At 58.5% G+C, this 15875-nt stretch carries 21 protein-coding genes; 2 read left to right on the top strand and 19 right to left on the bottom strand.

Going from position 1 to position 15875, the window contains the following annotated elements:
- From HMPREF1487_RS26120 to HMPREF1487_RS26100, 5 genes are all read right to left on the bottom strand, one after another.
- The coding region (locus HMPREF1487_RS26120; protein WP_010799801.1) for a hypothetical protein at nucleotides 1-861 on the bottom strand (861 nt) is incomplete at its 3' end.
- Nucleotides 862-921: 60 nt separating this feature from the next.
- The gene (locus tag HMPREF1487_RS26115) at nucleotides 922-1284 is read right to left on the bottom strand and encodes a hypothetical protein (protein ID WP_010799800.1); all 363 of its coding nucleotides are present in this window, start codon (nucleotides 1282-1284) and stop codon (nucleotides 922-924) included.
- A complete protein-coding gene (locus HMPREF1487_RS26110) occupies nucleotides 1281-1562 on the bottom strand; it encodes an ogr/Delta-like zinc finger family protein (protein ID WP_051370305.1) in 282 nt (93 codons plus the stop codon). The genes HMPREF1487_RS26115 and HMPREF1487_RS26110 overlap by 4 nt, the downstream gene beginning before the upstream one ends.
- A 129-nt stretch (nucleotides 1563-1691) precedes the next feature.
- The gene (locus tag HMPREF1487_RS26105; RefSeq protein ID WP_010799798.1) at nucleotides 1692-2171 is read right to left on the bottom strand and encodes a YmfL family putative regulatory protein; all 480 of its coding nucleotides are present in this window, start codon (nucleotides 2169-2171) and stop codon (nucleotides 1692-1694) included.
- 29 nt (nucleotides 2172-2200) lie between these two features.
- Nucleotides 2201-2416: a DNA-binding protein gene (locus tag HMPREF1487_RS26100; RefSeq protein WP_010799797.1), complete on the bottom strand. Its 216-nt coding sequence runs from the start codon at nucleotides 2414-2416 to the stop codon at nucleotides 2201-2203.
- A 91-nt stretch (nucleotides 2417-2507) separates the two neighbouring features.
- Here HMPREF1487_RS26100 and HMPREF1487_RS27175 point away from each other — a divergent pair, with 91 nt between their 5' ends.
- Both HMPREF1487_RS27175 and HMPREF1487_RS27170 read left to right on the top strand, forming a co-directional pair.
- Nucleotides 2508-2852 (top strand): helix-turn-helix domain-containing protein, encoded by a 345-nt coding sequence (locus HMPREF1487_RS27175; protein ID WP_010799796.1) that lies wholly within the window; start codon nucleotides 2508-2510, stop codon nucleotides 2850-2852.
- Between the two features lie 66 nt (nucleotides 2853-2918).
- Nucleotides 2919-3377, top strand: a complete 459-nt coding sequence (locus HMPREF1487_RS27170) for a DUF2511 domain-containing protein (RefSeq protein ID WP_010799795.1) — start codon at nucleotides 2919-2921, stop codon at nucleotides 3375-3377.
- Nucleotides 3378-3574: 197 nt separating this feature from the next.
- Here HMPREF1487_RS27170 and HMPREF1487_RS26085 read toward each other — a convergent pair whose 3' ends face one another.
- The 14 genes from HMPREF1487_RS26085 to HMPREF1487_RS26010 all read right to left on the bottom strand — a co-directional run.
- Complete coding sequence (locus HMPREF1487_RS26085) at nucleotides 3575-4849, bottom strand: phage late control D family protein (RefSeq protein ID WP_010799794.1); 1275 nt, start codon at nucleotides 4847-4849, stop codon at nucleotides 3575-3577.
- Nucleotides 4846-5286: a phage tail protein gene (locus HMPREF1487_RS26080; protein ID WP_010799793.1), complete on the bottom strand. Its 441-nt coding sequence runs from the start codon at nucleotides 5284-5286 to the stop codon at nucleotides 4846-4848. The genes HMPREF1487_RS26085 and HMPREF1487_RS26080 overlap by 4 nt, the downstream gene beginning before the upstream one ends.
- 6 nt (nucleotides 5287-5292) lie before the next feature.
- The gene (locus tag HMPREF1487_RS26075) at nucleotides 5293-7893 is read right to left on the bottom strand and encodes a phage tail tape measure protein (RefSeq protein ID WP_010799792.1); all 2601 of its coding nucleotides are present in this window, start codon (nucleotides 7891-7893) and stop codon (nucleotides 5293-5295) included.
- Entirely contained in the window at nucleotides 7880-8002 is a 123-nt protein-coding gene (locus HMPREF1487_RS27165; protein ID WP_010799791.1) for a GpE family phage tail protein, read from the bottom strand. The genes HMPREF1487_RS26075 and HMPREF1487_RS27165 overlap by 14 nt, the downstream gene beginning before the upstream one ends.
- A gap of 8 nt (nucleotides 8003-8010) precedes the next feature.
- A complete protein-coding gene (locus HMPREF1487_RS26065; RefSeq protein WP_010799790.1) occupies nucleotides 8011-8349 on the bottom strand; it encodes a phage tail assembly protein in 339 nt (112 codons plus the stop codon).
- A gap of 78 nt (nucleotides 8350-8427) precedes the next feature.
- The gene (locus HMPREF1487_RS26060; protein ID WP_010799789.1) at nucleotides 8428-8943 is read right to left on the bottom strand and encodes a phage major tail tube protein; all 516 of its coding nucleotides are present in this window, start codon (nucleotides 8941-8943) and stop codon (nucleotides 8428-8430) included.
- 49 nt (nucleotides 8944-8992) lie between these two features.
- Entirely contained in the window at nucleotides 8993-10159 is a 1167-nt protein-coding gene (locus HMPREF1487_RS26055) for a phage tail sheath protein (protein WP_010799788.1), read from the bottom strand.
- Between the two features lie 97 nt (nucleotides 10160-10256).
- Nucleotides 10257-10784 (bottom strand): hypothetical protein, encoded by a 528-nt coding sequence (locus HMPREF1487_RS26050; RefSeq protein WP_010799787.1) that lies wholly within the window; start codon nucleotides 10782-10784, stop codon nucleotides 10257-10259.
- 315 nt (nucleotides 10785-11099) lie between these two features.
- Entirely contained in the window at nucleotides 11100-11540 is a 441-nt protein-coding gene (locus HMPREF1487_RS26040) for a hypothetical protein (protein ID WP_010799785.1), read from the bottom strand.
- Nucleotides 11537-12127, bottom strand: coding sequence for a DUF4376 domain-containing protein (locus tag HMPREF1487_RS26035; protein WP_010799784.1), 591 nt, complete (start codon nucleotides 12125-12127; stop codon nucleotides 11537-11539). The genes HMPREF1487_RS26040 and HMPREF1487_RS26035 overlap by 4 nt, the downstream gene beginning before the upstream one ends.
- Before the next feature lie 6 nt (nucleotides 12128-12133).
- On the bottom strand, nucleotides 12134-14062 hold the full coding sequence (locus HMPREF1487_RS26580) for a phage tail protein (RefSeq protein ID WP_010799783.1): 1929 nt from the start codon (nucleotides 14060-14062) through the stop codon (nucleotides 12134-12136).
- Complete coding sequence (locus HMPREF1487_RS26020; protein WP_010799782.1) at nucleotides 14059-14667, bottom strand: phage tail protein I; 609 nt, start codon at nucleotides 14665-14667, stop codon at nucleotides 14059-14061. Before HMPREF1487_RS26020 ends, HMPREF1487_RS26580 begins: the two co-directional genes overlap by 4 nt.
- Nucleotides 14664-15581 carry a baseplate J/gp47 family protein gene (locus tag HMPREF1487_RS26015; RefSeq protein WP_010799781.1) on the bottom strand — a complete coding sequence of 306 codons (918 nt, stop codon included), beginning with the start codon at nucleotides 15579-15581 and terminating at the stop codon, nucleotides 14664-14666. Before HMPREF1487_RS26015 ends, HMPREF1487_RS26020 begins: the two co-directional genes overlap by 4 nt.
- 1 nt (nucleotide 15582) lies before the next feature.
- On the bottom strand, nucleotides 15583-15875 hold a 293-nt coding region (locus HMPREF1487_RS26010), incomplete at its 5' end, for a GPW/gp25 family protein (RefSeq protein ID WP_010799780.1).

The raw sequence follows: 15875 nt of genomic DNA, 5'->3' as shown, positions 1-15875 counted from the left end.
GAGCTCGATTCTCCAGAAGGTAGCTGGTGACACGAGTGTTGAGCCCACCCAACTAGGGTGACGGAAATTTCTGGGGTTCCGGCTTACATCCCCAACCTGCTGCTCATGTTGCTGGTTTTCTGTAGCGATTCGCTCACGTGCCTGGAAGTCACGGCGGCGGGCTTGTTTGGCCATAGAGGCCTCGGCCTGCTGTAGGGCTTGCTGCTGGGCTCGGCGCTGGATTTCCTGGAGCTTTAGCCGGCGCTTTTCTTTCTTACGCTCCCGAGCCTGCTTGAGCTGGTGAGCCAGGCCCAGCTCGATGAACAAACGCTCCCGCAGGATAATCATGGTACGGGTGATCCAGCGCTTGCCATCATGAAACAGTCGCTTCTGCTCGCGGCGGATGTAGCGCGCTTTTTCCAGAATTTTTAGCGTGCGCGAAAGGGAGCACTGATGGATCTCGGCATCTACCGCGATACCGTTCTGCAGGTTCAGGTGGAATTGACCGTCATTATCCATCCAGCCAAGCACCATTGTGGCGATATCGACACGGGCCATCATCGGCTCGGCGATGGCCGCAATCTTGCTCCACACTTCCTGCCTGACACGGCGGCCAGACTGGTGAACGCAGTCAAGCGAGCGCAGCCATGCTCCCTTACGCTCGCAGGCCTCTATTTTGATTCGTCTTGCAGCTTCGCCCAGAAACGTCCGCCGTTGATCATCGGATAGCGTGGCTACCCTAGTCTTGTCCCGGTCAGGTAACGGTTTGCCCCGCTTGGCCACTGGCAGATAAAACGCAGAGGCCGGCGAATCAGCTGGAGCACGGCGCGTTTTACCTTTGCGCTGCAGGACCTTTGCAGCGGTGTTTTGAGCGGTTTGCATAACGTTTCCTTGTACAGCGGGCAAAGCTTCCCCAAACCCATTGAGAATTTTGGGCTGGTATTAGTGAGTTGAGCTGGGTTTAGGCGGCAGATCCGGATCGTCGATACAGGCCGCGAAGACTTCCGCTATAGGTATTCGGTAACGCCGGCCTGATTCCGGATCCACAAGCACGGCGACCAGACCGGTGCTGCTGTCTACGTCCAGGTAGCGATGCTCGGGCTCGGGCTTGAGTTCGGAATAGGCACGCTCGACCAGGCGCTTGGCCGTGTGTTCTGGCACCTGCAACCGCTCGTTGAGGTGGGTCACGGCGCGCTCGATCAGCTGATCCGTATTGCTCAGGTGCTCGGCTTGGTGACGAATCAGGAAGGAGAGGGCAGCGGCCTGCATGCGGTCCAGGTAGTGTTCAGAGATCTGAATATTCATGGACGCTGCTCCAGGCCGGGTTTATCCAGCAAAGCTGGCTTGGTTGTACCCTGCGGGATCTTGGGCTTGAGCTTGCCCGTCACGGTCGGTGCCATAGGCACTTGCATGAAGGGATTGGCCAGGCCAGAGGGCCGGAGTTGATGAACAATGACTTGATGACCAGCGAACGTAGCCCCACACTCGAAGTTTGTGCACTCGAGCCAGATGTTTTTGAAACATGGCACTTCCTCTTTCGTGGTGCGGTTACGGAGCTTTTCACGGCAGCATGGGCATTTCATTGCCATTGCTCCCATGGTTTTGCAGCTCCCCTATCCTCGGAAGCGGTGGCATTGAGGCCAAATTCTTCAGGTACGTACTTCATTCTCGTTACCTTTGATACTGCTGGGCCTGGTTAACTGGCGAGGCGATTAATGCCTTGAGCCTGGTGGTTTCGAATGCAACGCAATAACCGAGTACACCTCGGTGCAGCGTGCGCTCATGTGTTGACGGTGTGCAGCTAATATTTGGGCTATCTCGCTTTCGTCCACGACGCCATCTTCTAAAGCCTTGGCGATGATCTGATCGACCAGGCCACGCTTGACCGTAGTGTTCACGGCAAAGGTATACAGATCGATGTTGTCCAGGTTGCCTGCCTCGTCGAGTTTCACGAACACACCGCCGTATTGGGCCGCGATGTAGTCCGGCAAATGCGTGGTACCCGCATCCTTTTCCAGCTGGACGATCTGGTCGTCAGTCAGAGGACGGCTGCCCGCGTTCTCATACAGGTGGTTATCGAACTTCTTGAGCGGCATGCCCAGACGAGCGGCTGCACATTCGCGCCCGCCTGGGTAGTCACAGATCACTGCGCTGGCCACCTGACGGCGAGTCTCTAGAACGCTCTTTTTCATGTTCTCGTTTCCCTCTTATCCGCCTGGTCTTACTCTGTTGCTACGGCAGTGATGATGTCGCCGTCCTTGATACCTAGAAGTACTGCAGCGTTATGGGCCATACCTCTTCTCCCTTTCTTCTTGCCTGCTAGTACTTGGTAAACAGTCGGTTCATCTAATCCGTGTTCACGGGCGAACTCAGCAATACTTTTTCCTTCCCGCTCGAGAGCTTCCCGAGCTTGTGCAGGTGTGCGCAGCGCTGGCATAGTTCAAAACCGTTCAAAACTGTTCAATTGAGTTAAGTCAAGCGAACTCTATCACCCATTTGAGTTAAGTCAATAGGTCAAGTTTATTCAAATGAGTTCAATCGGCAGCCGGTTGCGTGAAGAGCGTGAACGGCTTTGTTTGTCCCAAACCCTCTTTGGTGCCATTGGCGGAATCAAGACCAATGCCCAAGTGAAATATGAAAAGGATGAGCGAAGCCCAGATGCAGAATATTTGTCTGCACTCGCCAATAAGGGGGTTGATGTTCTCTATGTGCTCACTGGCCAACATGTCCCTATAGAAGAGGCGAGTCTGTCGGCTGAAGAAGCTAGGCTGCTCGGCTTTTATCGCCAAATGTCGAGCTTCAGTAAGGAGTCCATCACGCATATAGCCTTCGCTGTTGCATCGATTAATAAAGGGTCTGAAAACGATCACTGATATAGCTATACCAGTTCCGGCCAAGGTGGCTGGATGTTGTCGGAAATAAAAAAGGAACCCTTCTAAATGGCTCTTACTGTATGCAGGAAATGCAAACACCAAGTAGTTTCTAATGCGAAAACCTGCCCAAATTGTGGCATTAAAACGCCTGGAGCTCGCTGGTATTATTTGGCTCTTACTCTTGCCTTTTTGGGAATTACCATCTGGCTTTTGAACAGCTCTGAATCCACTAATACAGCAGAGCCTGCCAATACCATAAGCAAGAGCGAATACGGTGAGAAATGGCCGCTCACGGTTGATCAAGTCGAACTGGCCTGTGAACCACCTACGCTCATCACCGTAAAAGCCAATGGCGTGACTTATGCGCTTAATGGCTCCGCGCGAACGCACGCCAAGAAGTATGGATGGGAAGATTTTGAGCAGATCTGGCGTACTGATCCCGCCTCGGAGGCTATGGGGACTTCTTGGAAGATACCCCCGACGGGTCTGATAGCTAAAGGTATGGAGCTGTGCAAACAGGCTTAAAAACTGGAGAGCCCAACTGACTTGTTGGGCTTTTATGTTTACAGGATCTGCAATAAATCCGTTATGCTTGTACATCAGTAAAACAACTCCTTTTGTAGATCCTGTCACACAAAAATACTGTATAACCAACCAGTATTAGATGAATGGTAGTGTATATAGATACAGTTCACAATACTGTATAAGCACTTTTTGTGTGTCTATTCCGCCGCTTTTGCTTCCTGCAGCTTTTTCCACTCCCGCTCTACGGCGCGCTTTGCCGTGTGCTTATTGGCATACAGGTAGTGCAACCGCTTAGGCTTGGTCTGATCACCTGCCGTCACCGCTACCTCTTTGCCGGTCGCCTTGTCACGGTAGTACGCAATCACGCCGGTATAGTCGCCCTGGACTTCCTCGAACAGATCCGAAACCAGGTCTTCGGGAAGCTTCGCCTCCAGATCCAGCCGCGTGGTGTAGCCACCGTCTGCGGTTAGGTTGTGCTGGACGTTGCCGCCATGCCAGATGATCGCGTCGATCTCGGCCTTGACGCCCATGAGCGTGTAGCTGAGTTCGGGTATCAAATCCGGCCGGCCCAGGGCCAGCTGGTAGGTGAGGGTGGCGGTACCGCGCTGCAGGCGATTCCATTCAGCGCGTGCGGCACGCAGGGCACTGGCCTGGTCGCTGTAGGTGTGTCGCAGGTCCTTGAGGTTGTCTCCACCACCGGCAATGGCGTGCTGTTTCTTTGCGCTGTTTACATCGTAGTAATACGCGCGTACGCCTTCGTAGCTCTCCCGGTCGGCCTGCAGGTAGCTGTGCTGGTCGCCGTCCTCGCGGGTGAGGGTGATATGACCCAAATCTGCGCCGCTGGCTGTCTTGCCCTTTCCCTGTTGGATAAAGATCAGCCGGCCGGCCTTGATGGTGGCCACCGCATCGTGATCTTCGCCCAGGCGGGTGAGCAGGTTGGCGTCGGATTCGCCGGTCTGGTCCAGCTGCAGCACCTGGAGCGTGTCCAGCTCCTTGGCAATGACCGGCATGAGGCCTTGCCGGGTGGCGATGGTGCGCAGAATCGTACCCAGGGTGGTGTTGGTGTAGCCGGCGTCTCGCTTAGCCTTGAGCGTCTTTCTCAGGTCCGCGCTGCGGGCACGAATGCTCAGCACGTCCGGCGCGCCGCTGTGCTCGGTCTCATCGACGATATAGGTGCCCTTGTCGACCAGGCCGGTGGTATTCCAGCCTAGCCAGAGGCGCACCTTGGCTCCGCGCGGTGGGATAGCGAGCAGGCCATCATGGTCGCTCAGCACAATGCTGAGCTGATCGGCTTCCAGGCCTCGGTTGTCGGTCAGGTCCAGGCTAATCAGCCGCGGCGCTATCAGGTTGCTGATGTCCGTCCCGTCGACGGTGAGCTTATAGATAGCGACTGGATAGCTGGCACCGTTAACCTCTTGGTCGTACAGCTTGCGCAGTTGGCCAGTGGCCTGGTTAATGGCTTCACGGATCATAAGATGCTCCGCAAGATGCCATTGGCCGAGGCGATACCGGCACCCAATATGTCGGTGCGGTCGTTATCGATGCGCTTGAGCGACAGGGTGAACTCGATACGCCGAGCCGCACCGTCACGAAAGAAGATCGTCCTGGTCTCGCTGATGTTTTCGATCACCCACACGCCCATGATGCGGCCGGTGCCCTCGATCATGGGCCAGGCCGAGCCGGACTCAGCCATATAGCGCAGCACGTCCAAGCTGGCAGCAGTACCCGTAAGCTCCGGCGCGACCCAGCCGGGCAGGGTGATGCTGTCGTCGCCCTTACCCACGAACTGACGCGCCGGCGGCGCACCTACACGCGAGCTGCTCGCGTGCCGGTACTCGGTTTGCCGTTGCAGCTCCTGGTAGGCCAGGGTGGAAAGGCTAAAGATAAAACGTCCTAGGGCCATCATCATGGCGGGTTACTCCTGGTCTCGTAGACTGCTGCGGCCGCGTGCGGATTGTTCAGACTTGGCCCTGGCCAGCTCGGCGCGTACCGCCTTGGCGATGGCCTGCGCGTCCATGCCTGGAGCGGCATTGATCGTAAAGTGATAGGTGTCGCCTGCCACCGGTGCCGGCGCAGCACGCTGCGAAACTGGAGGCCTATCATCAAAGGTAATGCCCGCCATGGCCGGAGTGGCTGCAGTACCCACGCCAACGGCGACCGCACCGGCAGCGGTCAGCCGCTTGGCGGTATTCGCCATTTGCGATAGAGGACCGTCTTCGCCCTTGGCTAGACCTACAGCTAGCCCCTGCATCGTGAAGTCGCCCAGCTGGGCAAATACGCGGCTGGGCGAGTGAATGCCCATCTTCTCTTTAAAAGAGGTCCACATCGCCCCGGCAACGTTTACAACCGAGTCCCTAAGCGCACCCAGCTGGCCGGTCATGCCGTTGATTAATCCATCAATGATCATGCCACCAAAGCCGGTAAACTTGGCGGGCAGCTCAATGCCCAGGTAGTTCAGAACGCCGGACCAGGCGCTATACATAAGCCCAAGCGGACTAAAGTTGGCCAGAAGTCCAACAACGCCTGCGATGCCATTGGAAAAGCCACTTTTAATCTCCTGCCAGAGCGAGGCAAACCAGGGCCCAACTGTCTCCCAATTCTGGTAGATCAGCGTGGCGGCCAAAGCAATGCCGGTGATGAGGGCCAGGATCGGGTTGGCCATGGCGGCCGCCGTCACCAGTCGGATACCGGTGGCTACCATGGGCAGGGCATTCTTGGCCAGGCTGAATAGCCCGCCGATCAGGCTTGGGATTCGCACACCTAACTGGGCGAACATGAAGCGAATGGCAAGGCCTGGACCGAGAATACCGGCTAGGCCTAATGCCAGTGTGCCAAACGCCATGGAGGCCGCCGCAACGCCGGCAGTGACCTTCAATAGGGTAGTAACAAGTGCAGGATTGGCCGCAGCCCAGGCGGTGACTTTTTCCAGGACACCGTTGAGCTTGTCCATGATCTCGATCAGGGCAGGGCGCAATGTTTTGCCGAGGTCAGCCGACAGGTTGAACAGACGGTTTTGGGACATCGTCGCACGCGCTGAAAGCGCATCGCCTCGAATATCACTCTCGCGCTGCATCGAGCCGTTGCCCTTGGCACTTTTCGTCAACTCCAGCTGCCGGCGGTATTCCTCCAGGTTGTTGGCGAGCTTCGAGGCATCGTCGCCGTATTCCTTGCCAAAGAGCTGTGTAGCCACCGTCAGCTGCTGCTCCTGCGGTAGTTTCTTGAGCGCATCGAGTACCTTGAGGATGGTTCCGGTCGCGTCTTTGGTCATGCTCGTCTGGATCTTCTTGGACTCCATGCCCAGGGCTTTTAAACCGGCCTGGAACCGCTTGGGCTGTTCGTTGGCAATGGCCAGCTCGCGGATCATGGCGTTAGTGGCTGTACCAGCAACCTCGGCCGAAGATCCCAACGTCAGGAAGGTACTGCCGAGCGCAGCGGCGTCCTTGTAGCTCATTCCGACCGAAGCTGTTACACCGGCCACGCGCTGCATCACATCGATGATGTCCGCGCCTTTGGACTTGGCGTTGTCGTCCAGGTAGTTGATCACATCGCCCAGCTGGCTGACGTTCTTGATAGGGACCTTAAAGAGATCTGCAATTCGAGCCAGGTTTTCACCAATCTGATCGGCCGGAATTTCAAACGCAGTGGAAGCATTGGCAGCAACGCGGGCAAATTCGAGCAGGTTGTCCTTGCCCTGAATACCCATCCGAGCGCCGCCTTCGACCAGGGCTGCAATCTCGGTCGAGGCCATCGGGATGGTCTCGGACATCTTTTTGATGGCCTCGCCCATCTCGTAATAGGTACTGGTGAGCTTGCCGTTATCATCGCGTGCGCCCTCAACCTGCTTGGCTACGCCCAGCATGGCATCTTCAAAGCTTGAGTAGTTCTTGACGATGCCCACGATAGGGCCACCGAGCGCAGCTCCTGTAGCTGCGGAGCTAGCCCCCAGCATGGCCGCGCTACCGGCCAGCTCCTGGCCTTTGGAGTAGCTGGCCTTTACCCTGGCCAGCTTTTCCTGCTTGGCCGCTACGGAAGCCAGGCGTTCCTTTTGCGTTTTATAGGCTTCGTTGGCGGCATCGATGCGCGTCTTGAGCTGCTTTTCACTCTCGGCAAGGTTACGGGTATCGATCCCGGCTTCACGTAGCTTGGGAATCAGCCGCTGCAGCTCGGCGCGTTGCTCGCCGTGCTTGGTCTTGAGCCGATCCACCGCCGCGCTGGCATTGATAAAGGTCTTTTGAAAGGCTGCAGACGGGGCGTCCATAGCCTTGAGTTGCTCCTGGTACTGCCTGAGCCGCTGCTGTGCGCGGGCAAGTTCTTCGCCGGTTTGCCGGACGGCATCATGCTGCCGGTTATAGCTTGAGATATCAGACTGCTGCGCATTCAGAGCCTTGACCTGATCGCGGGCGGCCTTGAGCGCTTTGGCCGTGCTGTTGCTGCCGGCCATGATGCGTTTAAGCGGGGCGGTCACTTTGTCGAGTGCCGATAGCAGCACTCGGATCTGTAGGCTATTGGCTGCCATCGGGGCTCACTCGTTGCCGGGCGCGTTCACGCCATTCCATCAGTTCGGCCAGGCCCAGCTCATCCAGCTGGGCCGGTGGCCAGTGAAAGGTGATGGCGAGATCCGCCATCGCATCCTCTACGCGTCGGGGGAGAGCTCCACCTTCAGCGACCTCTGCAGCAAAAAATCGGAGATCTGCACCCCCACCTGGACCAGATCGGCCGGATCCATGGAACGGGCCTCGGCTTCGCTAATGCTGGGCAAGCTGATACGCGGCAGGACCTTCATTACGGCCAGTACATCCAACTTGAGCAGATCGGACAGGGCAATGCCGCGCAGCTCGCCGGCCTTGGGTTTGCGCAGGGTGATCCGGTCAATGACCTGCTCGCCGCGCTTGATGGGCTCGTCCAGGACAATGGTGTGCGGGTTGGTTTTGACTTCAGCGGTAACGGCCTGGTCTTGGGCTGGGGTAGTCATGGGAAAACGCTCCTTATCAGAGTGCCCGCCGAAACGGGCACATTTGTAATTTAGAAATTTCTGAATCGAAAAAATGGCTTACATGCCCAGCGCTTTGCGCTGGCCTTCAAGACGATCAACGCCGCCAACTTTCTCAATGAAATTGAGCAGATCGATCTCGATCACCACTTCGCCATCAACGGTGAGCTTGTAGTAGGTGCAAGTGGTGGTGATCTTGTGCTCGGTGTCTTCGCCTGGAGCCGCGTCGCCCATCTCAATGGTTTCGTGACGGCCGCGAACCACGATCTCAACGGACATATCGGTAGCGGTATCGTCCTGCTGGTAGGAGCCGGCAAAGCGCAGCATCACGCCGCTGGCATTGGTCACGCCGAACTGCTTGAGCACGGTGACGTCCAGGCCACCCAGCGTCCACTCCAGCTGCAGGCCATCGTCGCTCATGCCAAAGTCGACCTTAACGGGGCCGTTCATGCCGCCGCCTCGGTAGCTTTCCATCTTGCGGCCGAGCGAGGGCAGGGTGACGCTCTTGGCTTCGCCGAGGTAGTTGTAGCCCTCGTTGAAGAAATTCAGGTTTTTCAGTTTGCGGGGTAGGGCCATAGCGGCAGCTCTCCTGGGGCGCGCTCGAAAGCGCGCGTATGCAAAAGGGTTAGGAATTCACGCGGTCAGCAAAGCTCGTCAGGTACGAGTCGGTGATGCGCTGCCGCAGGGTCAGGTCTTCCAGGGGCGGGACCGGGGTGTAGTCATAGTCCAGACGCAGCTGGCCAGCCTTCAGGGTTTCCTTGGTGTTGGCCTCTTCGTCGTACCAGCACTCGCCGCCAAGCAGGTAGCCCTGGGCGGTCAAATCGCGCAGCTTGGCGTTGATGCCTTCGATGATGTCGCGGGCCAGGCTGGGGTGCATGGGCTTGTCCACAAAGGTGAAATGCGCCTCGGCCATGGTGTCCATGAGCACCTGAGCGGTACGGGTGTAGTTTTCGAAGGCAAACAGCGAGTCGTCTGTGGTGGTGCGCGAACCCCAGAAGCGATAGCCGCTCTGGTTGATCAGCGTGGTGACCTCATGGCTGTTGAGGTAGTTGCTGTCGGTCGAGGGATCCTGCAGGTCGAAGAACACATCCTTGCTAATGCCGGTGACGCCATTGACCGGGGCGTTGGACAGGGTCTTGTGCCAGCCGACCTCCTTATCCAGTTGCGCACGCAGGCCCAGGGCTCGGGCGGTTGCGTTGGCGGTCACGGTGGCATTGGATGAGGTGCTCCAGGCCAGGAAGTCAGGCCAGAGCAGCATCAGCTCTCGCGCACCGAACTGGTTACGGTAGGCCACGGCCTCTTCCATGGTTTCGCAGTTCCAGGCGCTCGCGTAGACAAAGGCGCGTAGTTTCTGGGCAATGCTGACCAGGGCAGAGGTGACAGCCTGAGTGTCCAGGCCGGGCACGCCCAGAATGCGCGGAGTGACGCCCAACTGAGCCTTGGCGGACAGCAGGGCCTTCATGCCGGTGTACTTGCCGTTCGCGGATCCGCCAATGATGTTGGAGACGGTCTCGGCCTCAGTTGCGCCTTCGGGGACGCGGACCAGAACGGTGACGGGCTTGGACTGGTCAGCAATGGCCTGCAGGGCCTCGGCCATGGTGCCCTTGGTGCCAGCCTTGCCGGCAGCGGTCTGGACGTTGGTGATCAGAACGGGTTTGTTTAGGGGAAACGCAGCGGCGTCGGCGTCGTCTGCAGTGACGACCATCCCGACAATCGCAGTAGAAACGGTGGAAATGGAACGGGTGCCTTCGTTGATTTCTTCAACTCGGACGCCGTGTAAGTAGTCGGCCATTGGAGGTGTGCCTGCACAGGTGAATGACACCGGCAAGGCTGAGGGAAACCCGCGCCGGGTTCATCAGGCGCGGGTTGTAAGACGGGGATTTACAAGATTAAGACTCAATTAGTTCAGGCAGAATCGCCTTAAGGCAATAAAGATCATCACACACTTTTTCAAAGTGATAGTGCAACTCACGTAGCTCTAACTCTTGAGTTGTCCGAATTTTACTTTGCATAGGCTCATCCATCAGCCGTAGACAAAGGACTCTAAATTCGGATCGGGAATTATCAAATTGCTGGTGTTTTTCTTTAAGGCTGGGAAAGTAGAGATCAATGAGCATTTCAATCTCCACGAACGGCGAAAGCTCTCCTTCTTTTACAGGCGAATAACTGATTTCGTTATAGAGGCCATCCGAGGCATAAAGCGCATTTTTCTGATCACGCGATAGTTCTATTTTCGCAACTTCTATAAGCCTATAGAGCGCTTCTATTCTTTCCCTGTCCCTTTGATTTTTGGCGGTCTGTCTAGCTGCATTCTGGTTGTAGTAGGTAGTGAGAAATGACGCCAAAAACCCCAATCCTGCGCCGACTAATGTGGCAATAACAGGAACCCAGGAAACAACTCCGTTTACTTTGTCCATTTCAGATTGATCCTTCCAATTTCCCTATTTGAACCTGGATATAGACAGCTAATAAGATCCGTAGACAGACTCTTCTTAGCTATCAACACCTCATAACCTTTAGCGGCGGACCACGCTAAACAGCGTGACCAGAACAAACGGGATGATTGAGCAATACGCCCCGATATCTTTGTATTCGTGTTGGCTGTCCTGCATCGCGATTATGTACCAGAGTGGAAGTGACGCGGCTCCTAGAGCTATACACCCAAGCCAGAGTGCTTGCTTGGTCTGACCGTGTTTTTCATGATCCGGCATATCAACTTGCATTCCTAATCGTTAGCTACCTAGGCTATTAAAGTCTAATTTGAGTGCCCAGGACATAGTTTCGAATAGGCTACCTGGCGAATACCGCTGCGGCTGCTCCAGCCCAATCACCTGAGCGCAGAACTCCGAGCAAAACCAGCGCGACTGGCTCTGGATACCAACCGGCAGGATCTGGCTGCCCAGGATCCCGACCCAGTCATAGCCTGCGCCTTGCTCGGCCTGCAGCAGCTCCTCGACTACCTCCTCCCTTACCCAGGGCAGCGGCAGGAAGTCCCAGACCGCTGGATCCGGTTCGATCAGTTTGGCCCGTACGCCACCGTCACGTGGTGAGCTGCTGGCAAAGCGGCCATCGGCCAGGACCAGCTCGCAGTGCGAATAAGGGCTGCGCGTCCAGATCCGGATCAGTTTGTCGTAGAGGTCGCCCGGTGCCTTGTAGAGGGCCAGCTGGATCATGCCGCTACCTCATCTTTAGGCCAGATGATGGCTGCTACTTCGGCTGCTGTCTTGGCGGCCTCCACCTGCTGCTCGAGCACGATCTTTTGCGCAATGGCGGCGTTAATAGCGTTCTTGCCGTCCACACCGACCTGCTGAATCTGCGCGGCGGTATGCGCCTGGTAGGCCCATTTGCCCCCGGTATCGGCGCACCAGAACGGGGTCGTCCAGCTCTCGTCGACGCCGGGCAGGATCGAAGCCAGTACCGAGGCCTGCAGGTTGGACTGGTCGGTCGGCCTGGCCGGGTAGGTGTAGGTCTCGCCCAGCGCATCGGAAGTGAAGCCAGCTGCGATCTGGGCTGCACAGGCGGTTTCAAGCTCAGCCAGCTTGGCCGCAACCGCCTGTTCAAGCGGAATCACCAGCTTAGGGGCAGAGGTGACCAGCTTGCCGCTGTAGTCCACCCAGCAAGTCGAGCTGGAGTAGGTATCCCATTGCGTCTGGGTTAGCTCGATCAGAAATTCTGCAGGCGGCAGGTTTACCTCAAACGCTTCGGTATCAAACCAGCCCAGCACTGCGCGGTTATTAGGGTCAAAGTAGGCGTAATGCATGATCAATTACCACTCGATTATCATAAAGCCGGGCATGCCGGCGGAACCTGCACCACCTGTACCAGCCGAGCCGTAGCAAGCACCGCCACCACCTCCGCCGGTACCAAAACCCACCGCGCCGGTTGCAGAGGCACCCAGGCCGCTGCCGGCCCGACCCGAGCCTCCGCCAATGCCGTAGGGACCGTTACCGCCGGCTCCGCCGTCGCCACCAATGGAAGGCGAGCGACCATCGGTACCGCAGGAGCCGCCTGGGCTTCCGGCTGCACCGCCTGCGCCGGTTTGCGCCGCTGCGCCGCCGCCCCGGCCACCTGTACCGCCCATAAGGGTCAGGATGCTGGTCGATGCGCCGGCCAAGGTGAGCGAAGTATTGCCACCGGCTACGCCATCACCGCCGGCTCCGCCATTCGCGCCGGAGATACCCGCCGCGCCGCCGGCACCAATGACGATGTTCCAGACCTGGCCAGGTGTGACGGCAACCGGGACGCGGAGGGCAATATAGCCTGCGCCGCCACCTCCGCCTCCGCCGGAAAAGTTCGCGTTGTAGCCCGCTCCACCGCCACCGCCTCCACCGCCGGCACAGGCCGAGACATACAAGGTGGTCACGCCGGCCGGAACGGTAAAGGCTCCGCTTGCGATCAACCGGATCATGCCCTTGAGCTGGCTGATGCCTTTTTTCAGGAACAGAGGACCGTTGCTGTAAACCATCTTCCAGGTGCTTCCGCCGGTGGAAACCAGGGTGACGGTCTCGTTGGGTACCATCTTGTAAGGCGAGATGTTGGCGTCCAGCCCATCCATCACCAGCACATCCGTACCTTGGCCGGCCAGAGAAAAGCTGTTCATGGCTGCCGAGGCATGCGCGAGGGTAAAGGTCGTACCGGGCGGTACCGAGTTCGCCAGGGGTAGCGTGCCAACCACATCGCCAGTGCCTACGTTGGTGACCAGGTGCGTGCCGCAATCAGCGCCGGTAAACGTGGTATTGGCCGAGACGGCATTCCAACCGCTGAAATGCCCGGAATTCTGCTTGAGAAACTCGCTGGTAATGAACTGTTTGCTGATGTCGAAACGGGGCGGTGTCTGGCCTTTGACCGGCCCGGTAAAGGTGCCGCCACTGGTAGGCATGTAACCCTGAGTGATATCGGCAAACACCAGCGCGGTGCTGCCCAGGGTAATAGGCGCATCGGTGGTGAGCTTCCAGATCGTGTCGGCCTGCGTTGTGCCTTGCTCTACAAATACGGTCAGTCCCGGCGTCACCTCAGCGTTTTCGTCCGAATCGGCCGCACGAAGCCAGCCGCCGGTGCCGGCCACATAGATCCCGTTCCCGTTGGCCGTGGTCTGGTTCTTGACCAGGACGCGGTCACCGGCCACCAGGGCAATGCCATCGACGGTCTGCAGACCGCTCAGGGTGATATTGGCGGTCGTGGCAGCACGGACCGACTGCTTGTTGTCCAGCCGGTTGATCGCCACGGTGATCGCATCGTCCACATAGCCGCGTGTGGCCAGCACAACGCTCGGGTCGATCTTGAGTTCGACGTTTGAGGTGCTGCTGACAATCAGGACCATGCGCAGGACTTGGGTGCGGCCGGAACCTTCAGCCAGCTGCGGCTTGTAGCTGGGCGGGGTATTGGCTACCGCAATCAGGTTGCCATCGGCATCGATCAGACCCATCTCGCGGATCCAGCTGCCGCCGGTAGTTTCGGGGATCACCAGCTCAGCGATGACCTGGCTGCTGTTGGCCTTGTCCACGGTCAGGCTGTTTAGCCCGGCGCGATACCATTCGCCCTTGAGCGCGGTTTGGCTACGGTCAGGGGTAGGGACGCTACCGCCGCCGTCGCCTACGGCCATCTTGCTGATCTTGAGGGTAGTGTTAAGCGCGGCCGCGTTGGCCAGCTTGGCCTCACCGATAGCGGTGAGAATGGCGTAATAGGTCTGACTCATGGGTAGATGCTCAGGGTGTCAATGTCGTGAGAGATGCCGCCGGCCGAGTAGCTGCCGCCGACCACAATGGCTTCGGGTTGATAGGCGTAAACGGTGAGCGTCTCGCCCTGGTAGGTGGCAACGCCCATGTAGGGCGTGCCGCGTGTTTCGAGGCTGACGGCAAGGCCGGTCAGGTGGCGGCTGAGGGGCTTGGCGTCATCGATCAAGAGGCCTAGGCCGTCATACATTTCCTCGGTGATGCCGCTGTCCAGTACGCCGATATCGAGCTTGAAGGTGCCCGGCATGGCCTGGGGCGACTCCTGCCACCACTCACGGACACGGATCAGGTAGCCCAGCGGTTCGACTACGCGGCGGATCGCGCCGATAGTGCCCTTGTGCGAGTGGACGAAATACGAGGCCTTGATGACTTCGCGCTTGGTCTTCTCCGACCAGGCGCTGTCCCAGCGATCCACTGAACGCGCCCAGGCGAGATAGGGCAACAGCTCCAGTGGGCAGCGGTCCGGATCTACCAGGTCACGCAGCGGAATGGGCACGCGCTTAATCTGGGCCAGGGCCTCAGCGGCGAGCCGTTCAAGCCTGGTGGAATTAGGTGGCAGCAGGCTCATGCCTGGTCTCCCAGGGTGACGCTGGTTCCGGTGCAGTAGGCGGCTTGGGCGCTGGTGGGGACAATATCGGTCCAGCCATCCAGCTCGACCTTGGCGACACCGGCCACATGCAGCGCGGCATCGATGCCGGAGCGGGCCACGATCACGCCGAGGCGGCGACGACGGTTTACATAGGCAGCCAGGTTTTTCTGGGCGCTCTGCAGGATCAGCTCGGACTCGGCCCCGGTGTTTTCTAGGAAGAGCCGGGCCTTGACGCTGTAGCGCAGGATCTCGGCGGACTGGACGGTGACACGATCCCCCAACGGGCGCACGTCTTCATCGTTGAGCGCCTCGGCCACGATTTCCAGCAACTCGGGCGAGGCGGTGCCGTCGCCGTCATAGGCCTGAACGGTAACGACCACCACGGCAGGCGAAGGGCTGACCGCCGAGGCGTCGGCCACCTGGCCGCTGCTGTTGCGGGCATGCAGAATATAGGCATTACGCGGGCCGGCTACGCTCAGGCCTTCCCAGGCCATCTGTACGCGCTCGCGAAGGGCATCGTCGCCTTCCATCACCGCCGCAACCGGCGGCACGCTGGTGGTATCAGCCGGGGTAATGGTCAGGCGGGTCAGGTTGACGCCGCCGGCGATCTGCTCGAGGTCGGTTCCGGTGGCCTTGGCCAGCATGGTGCCCAGGGCGGCCTCGTTGACGCGCTGACGCAAGAGCAGCTCGCGGTAGGCATTCTCCTGCAGGAGCTTGACCAGCGGCTCGGATTCCAGCTCCAGGCGCGCAGCTATGGTGGCCTGCTGATCGGCCGGATACAGGGCGATCAGCCCCGCTTTACGCTCGGCATAAATGGATTCGAAGTCCAGCTGCTCGACAATGGTGGGCTCGGGCAGCTGGGAGAGGTCAATCGGTGTAAAGGTGCTGGCCATTTCAAACTCCACCAAAGGCTAAGGGAACGCGCAGGCTCACGGCCGCATCGCTAACGGTGCTGTAGCCCTCCAGGTCAACAAAGGCCTGGCCGGGCCTGTCGCCCATCGACAAACCAATACGGGTCAGGCGCAGGCGCGGCTCCCAGCGCATCAGGGCCATGACGGCCACGGCCTTGGCTTCCAGCGCGGTGGCATCGTTCAGGGGTTTGTCGATCAGCTCGAAGAGGTCACAGCCGTAGCTTCTACGCATGAGCCGTGAGCCCACCGGCGTGGTAAGGATGTCGCCTACGGATT

Origin of the sequence: Pseudomonas sp. HPB0071 (assembly GCF_000478505.2) — a bacterium.
In the GTDB taxonomy this organism is placed as follows: Bacteria; Pseudomonadota; Gammaproteobacteria; order Pseudomonadales; family Pseudomonadaceae; genus Chryseomonas; species Chryseomonas luteola.
This window is presented reverse-complemented; position numbering and strand designations above follow the sequence as displayed.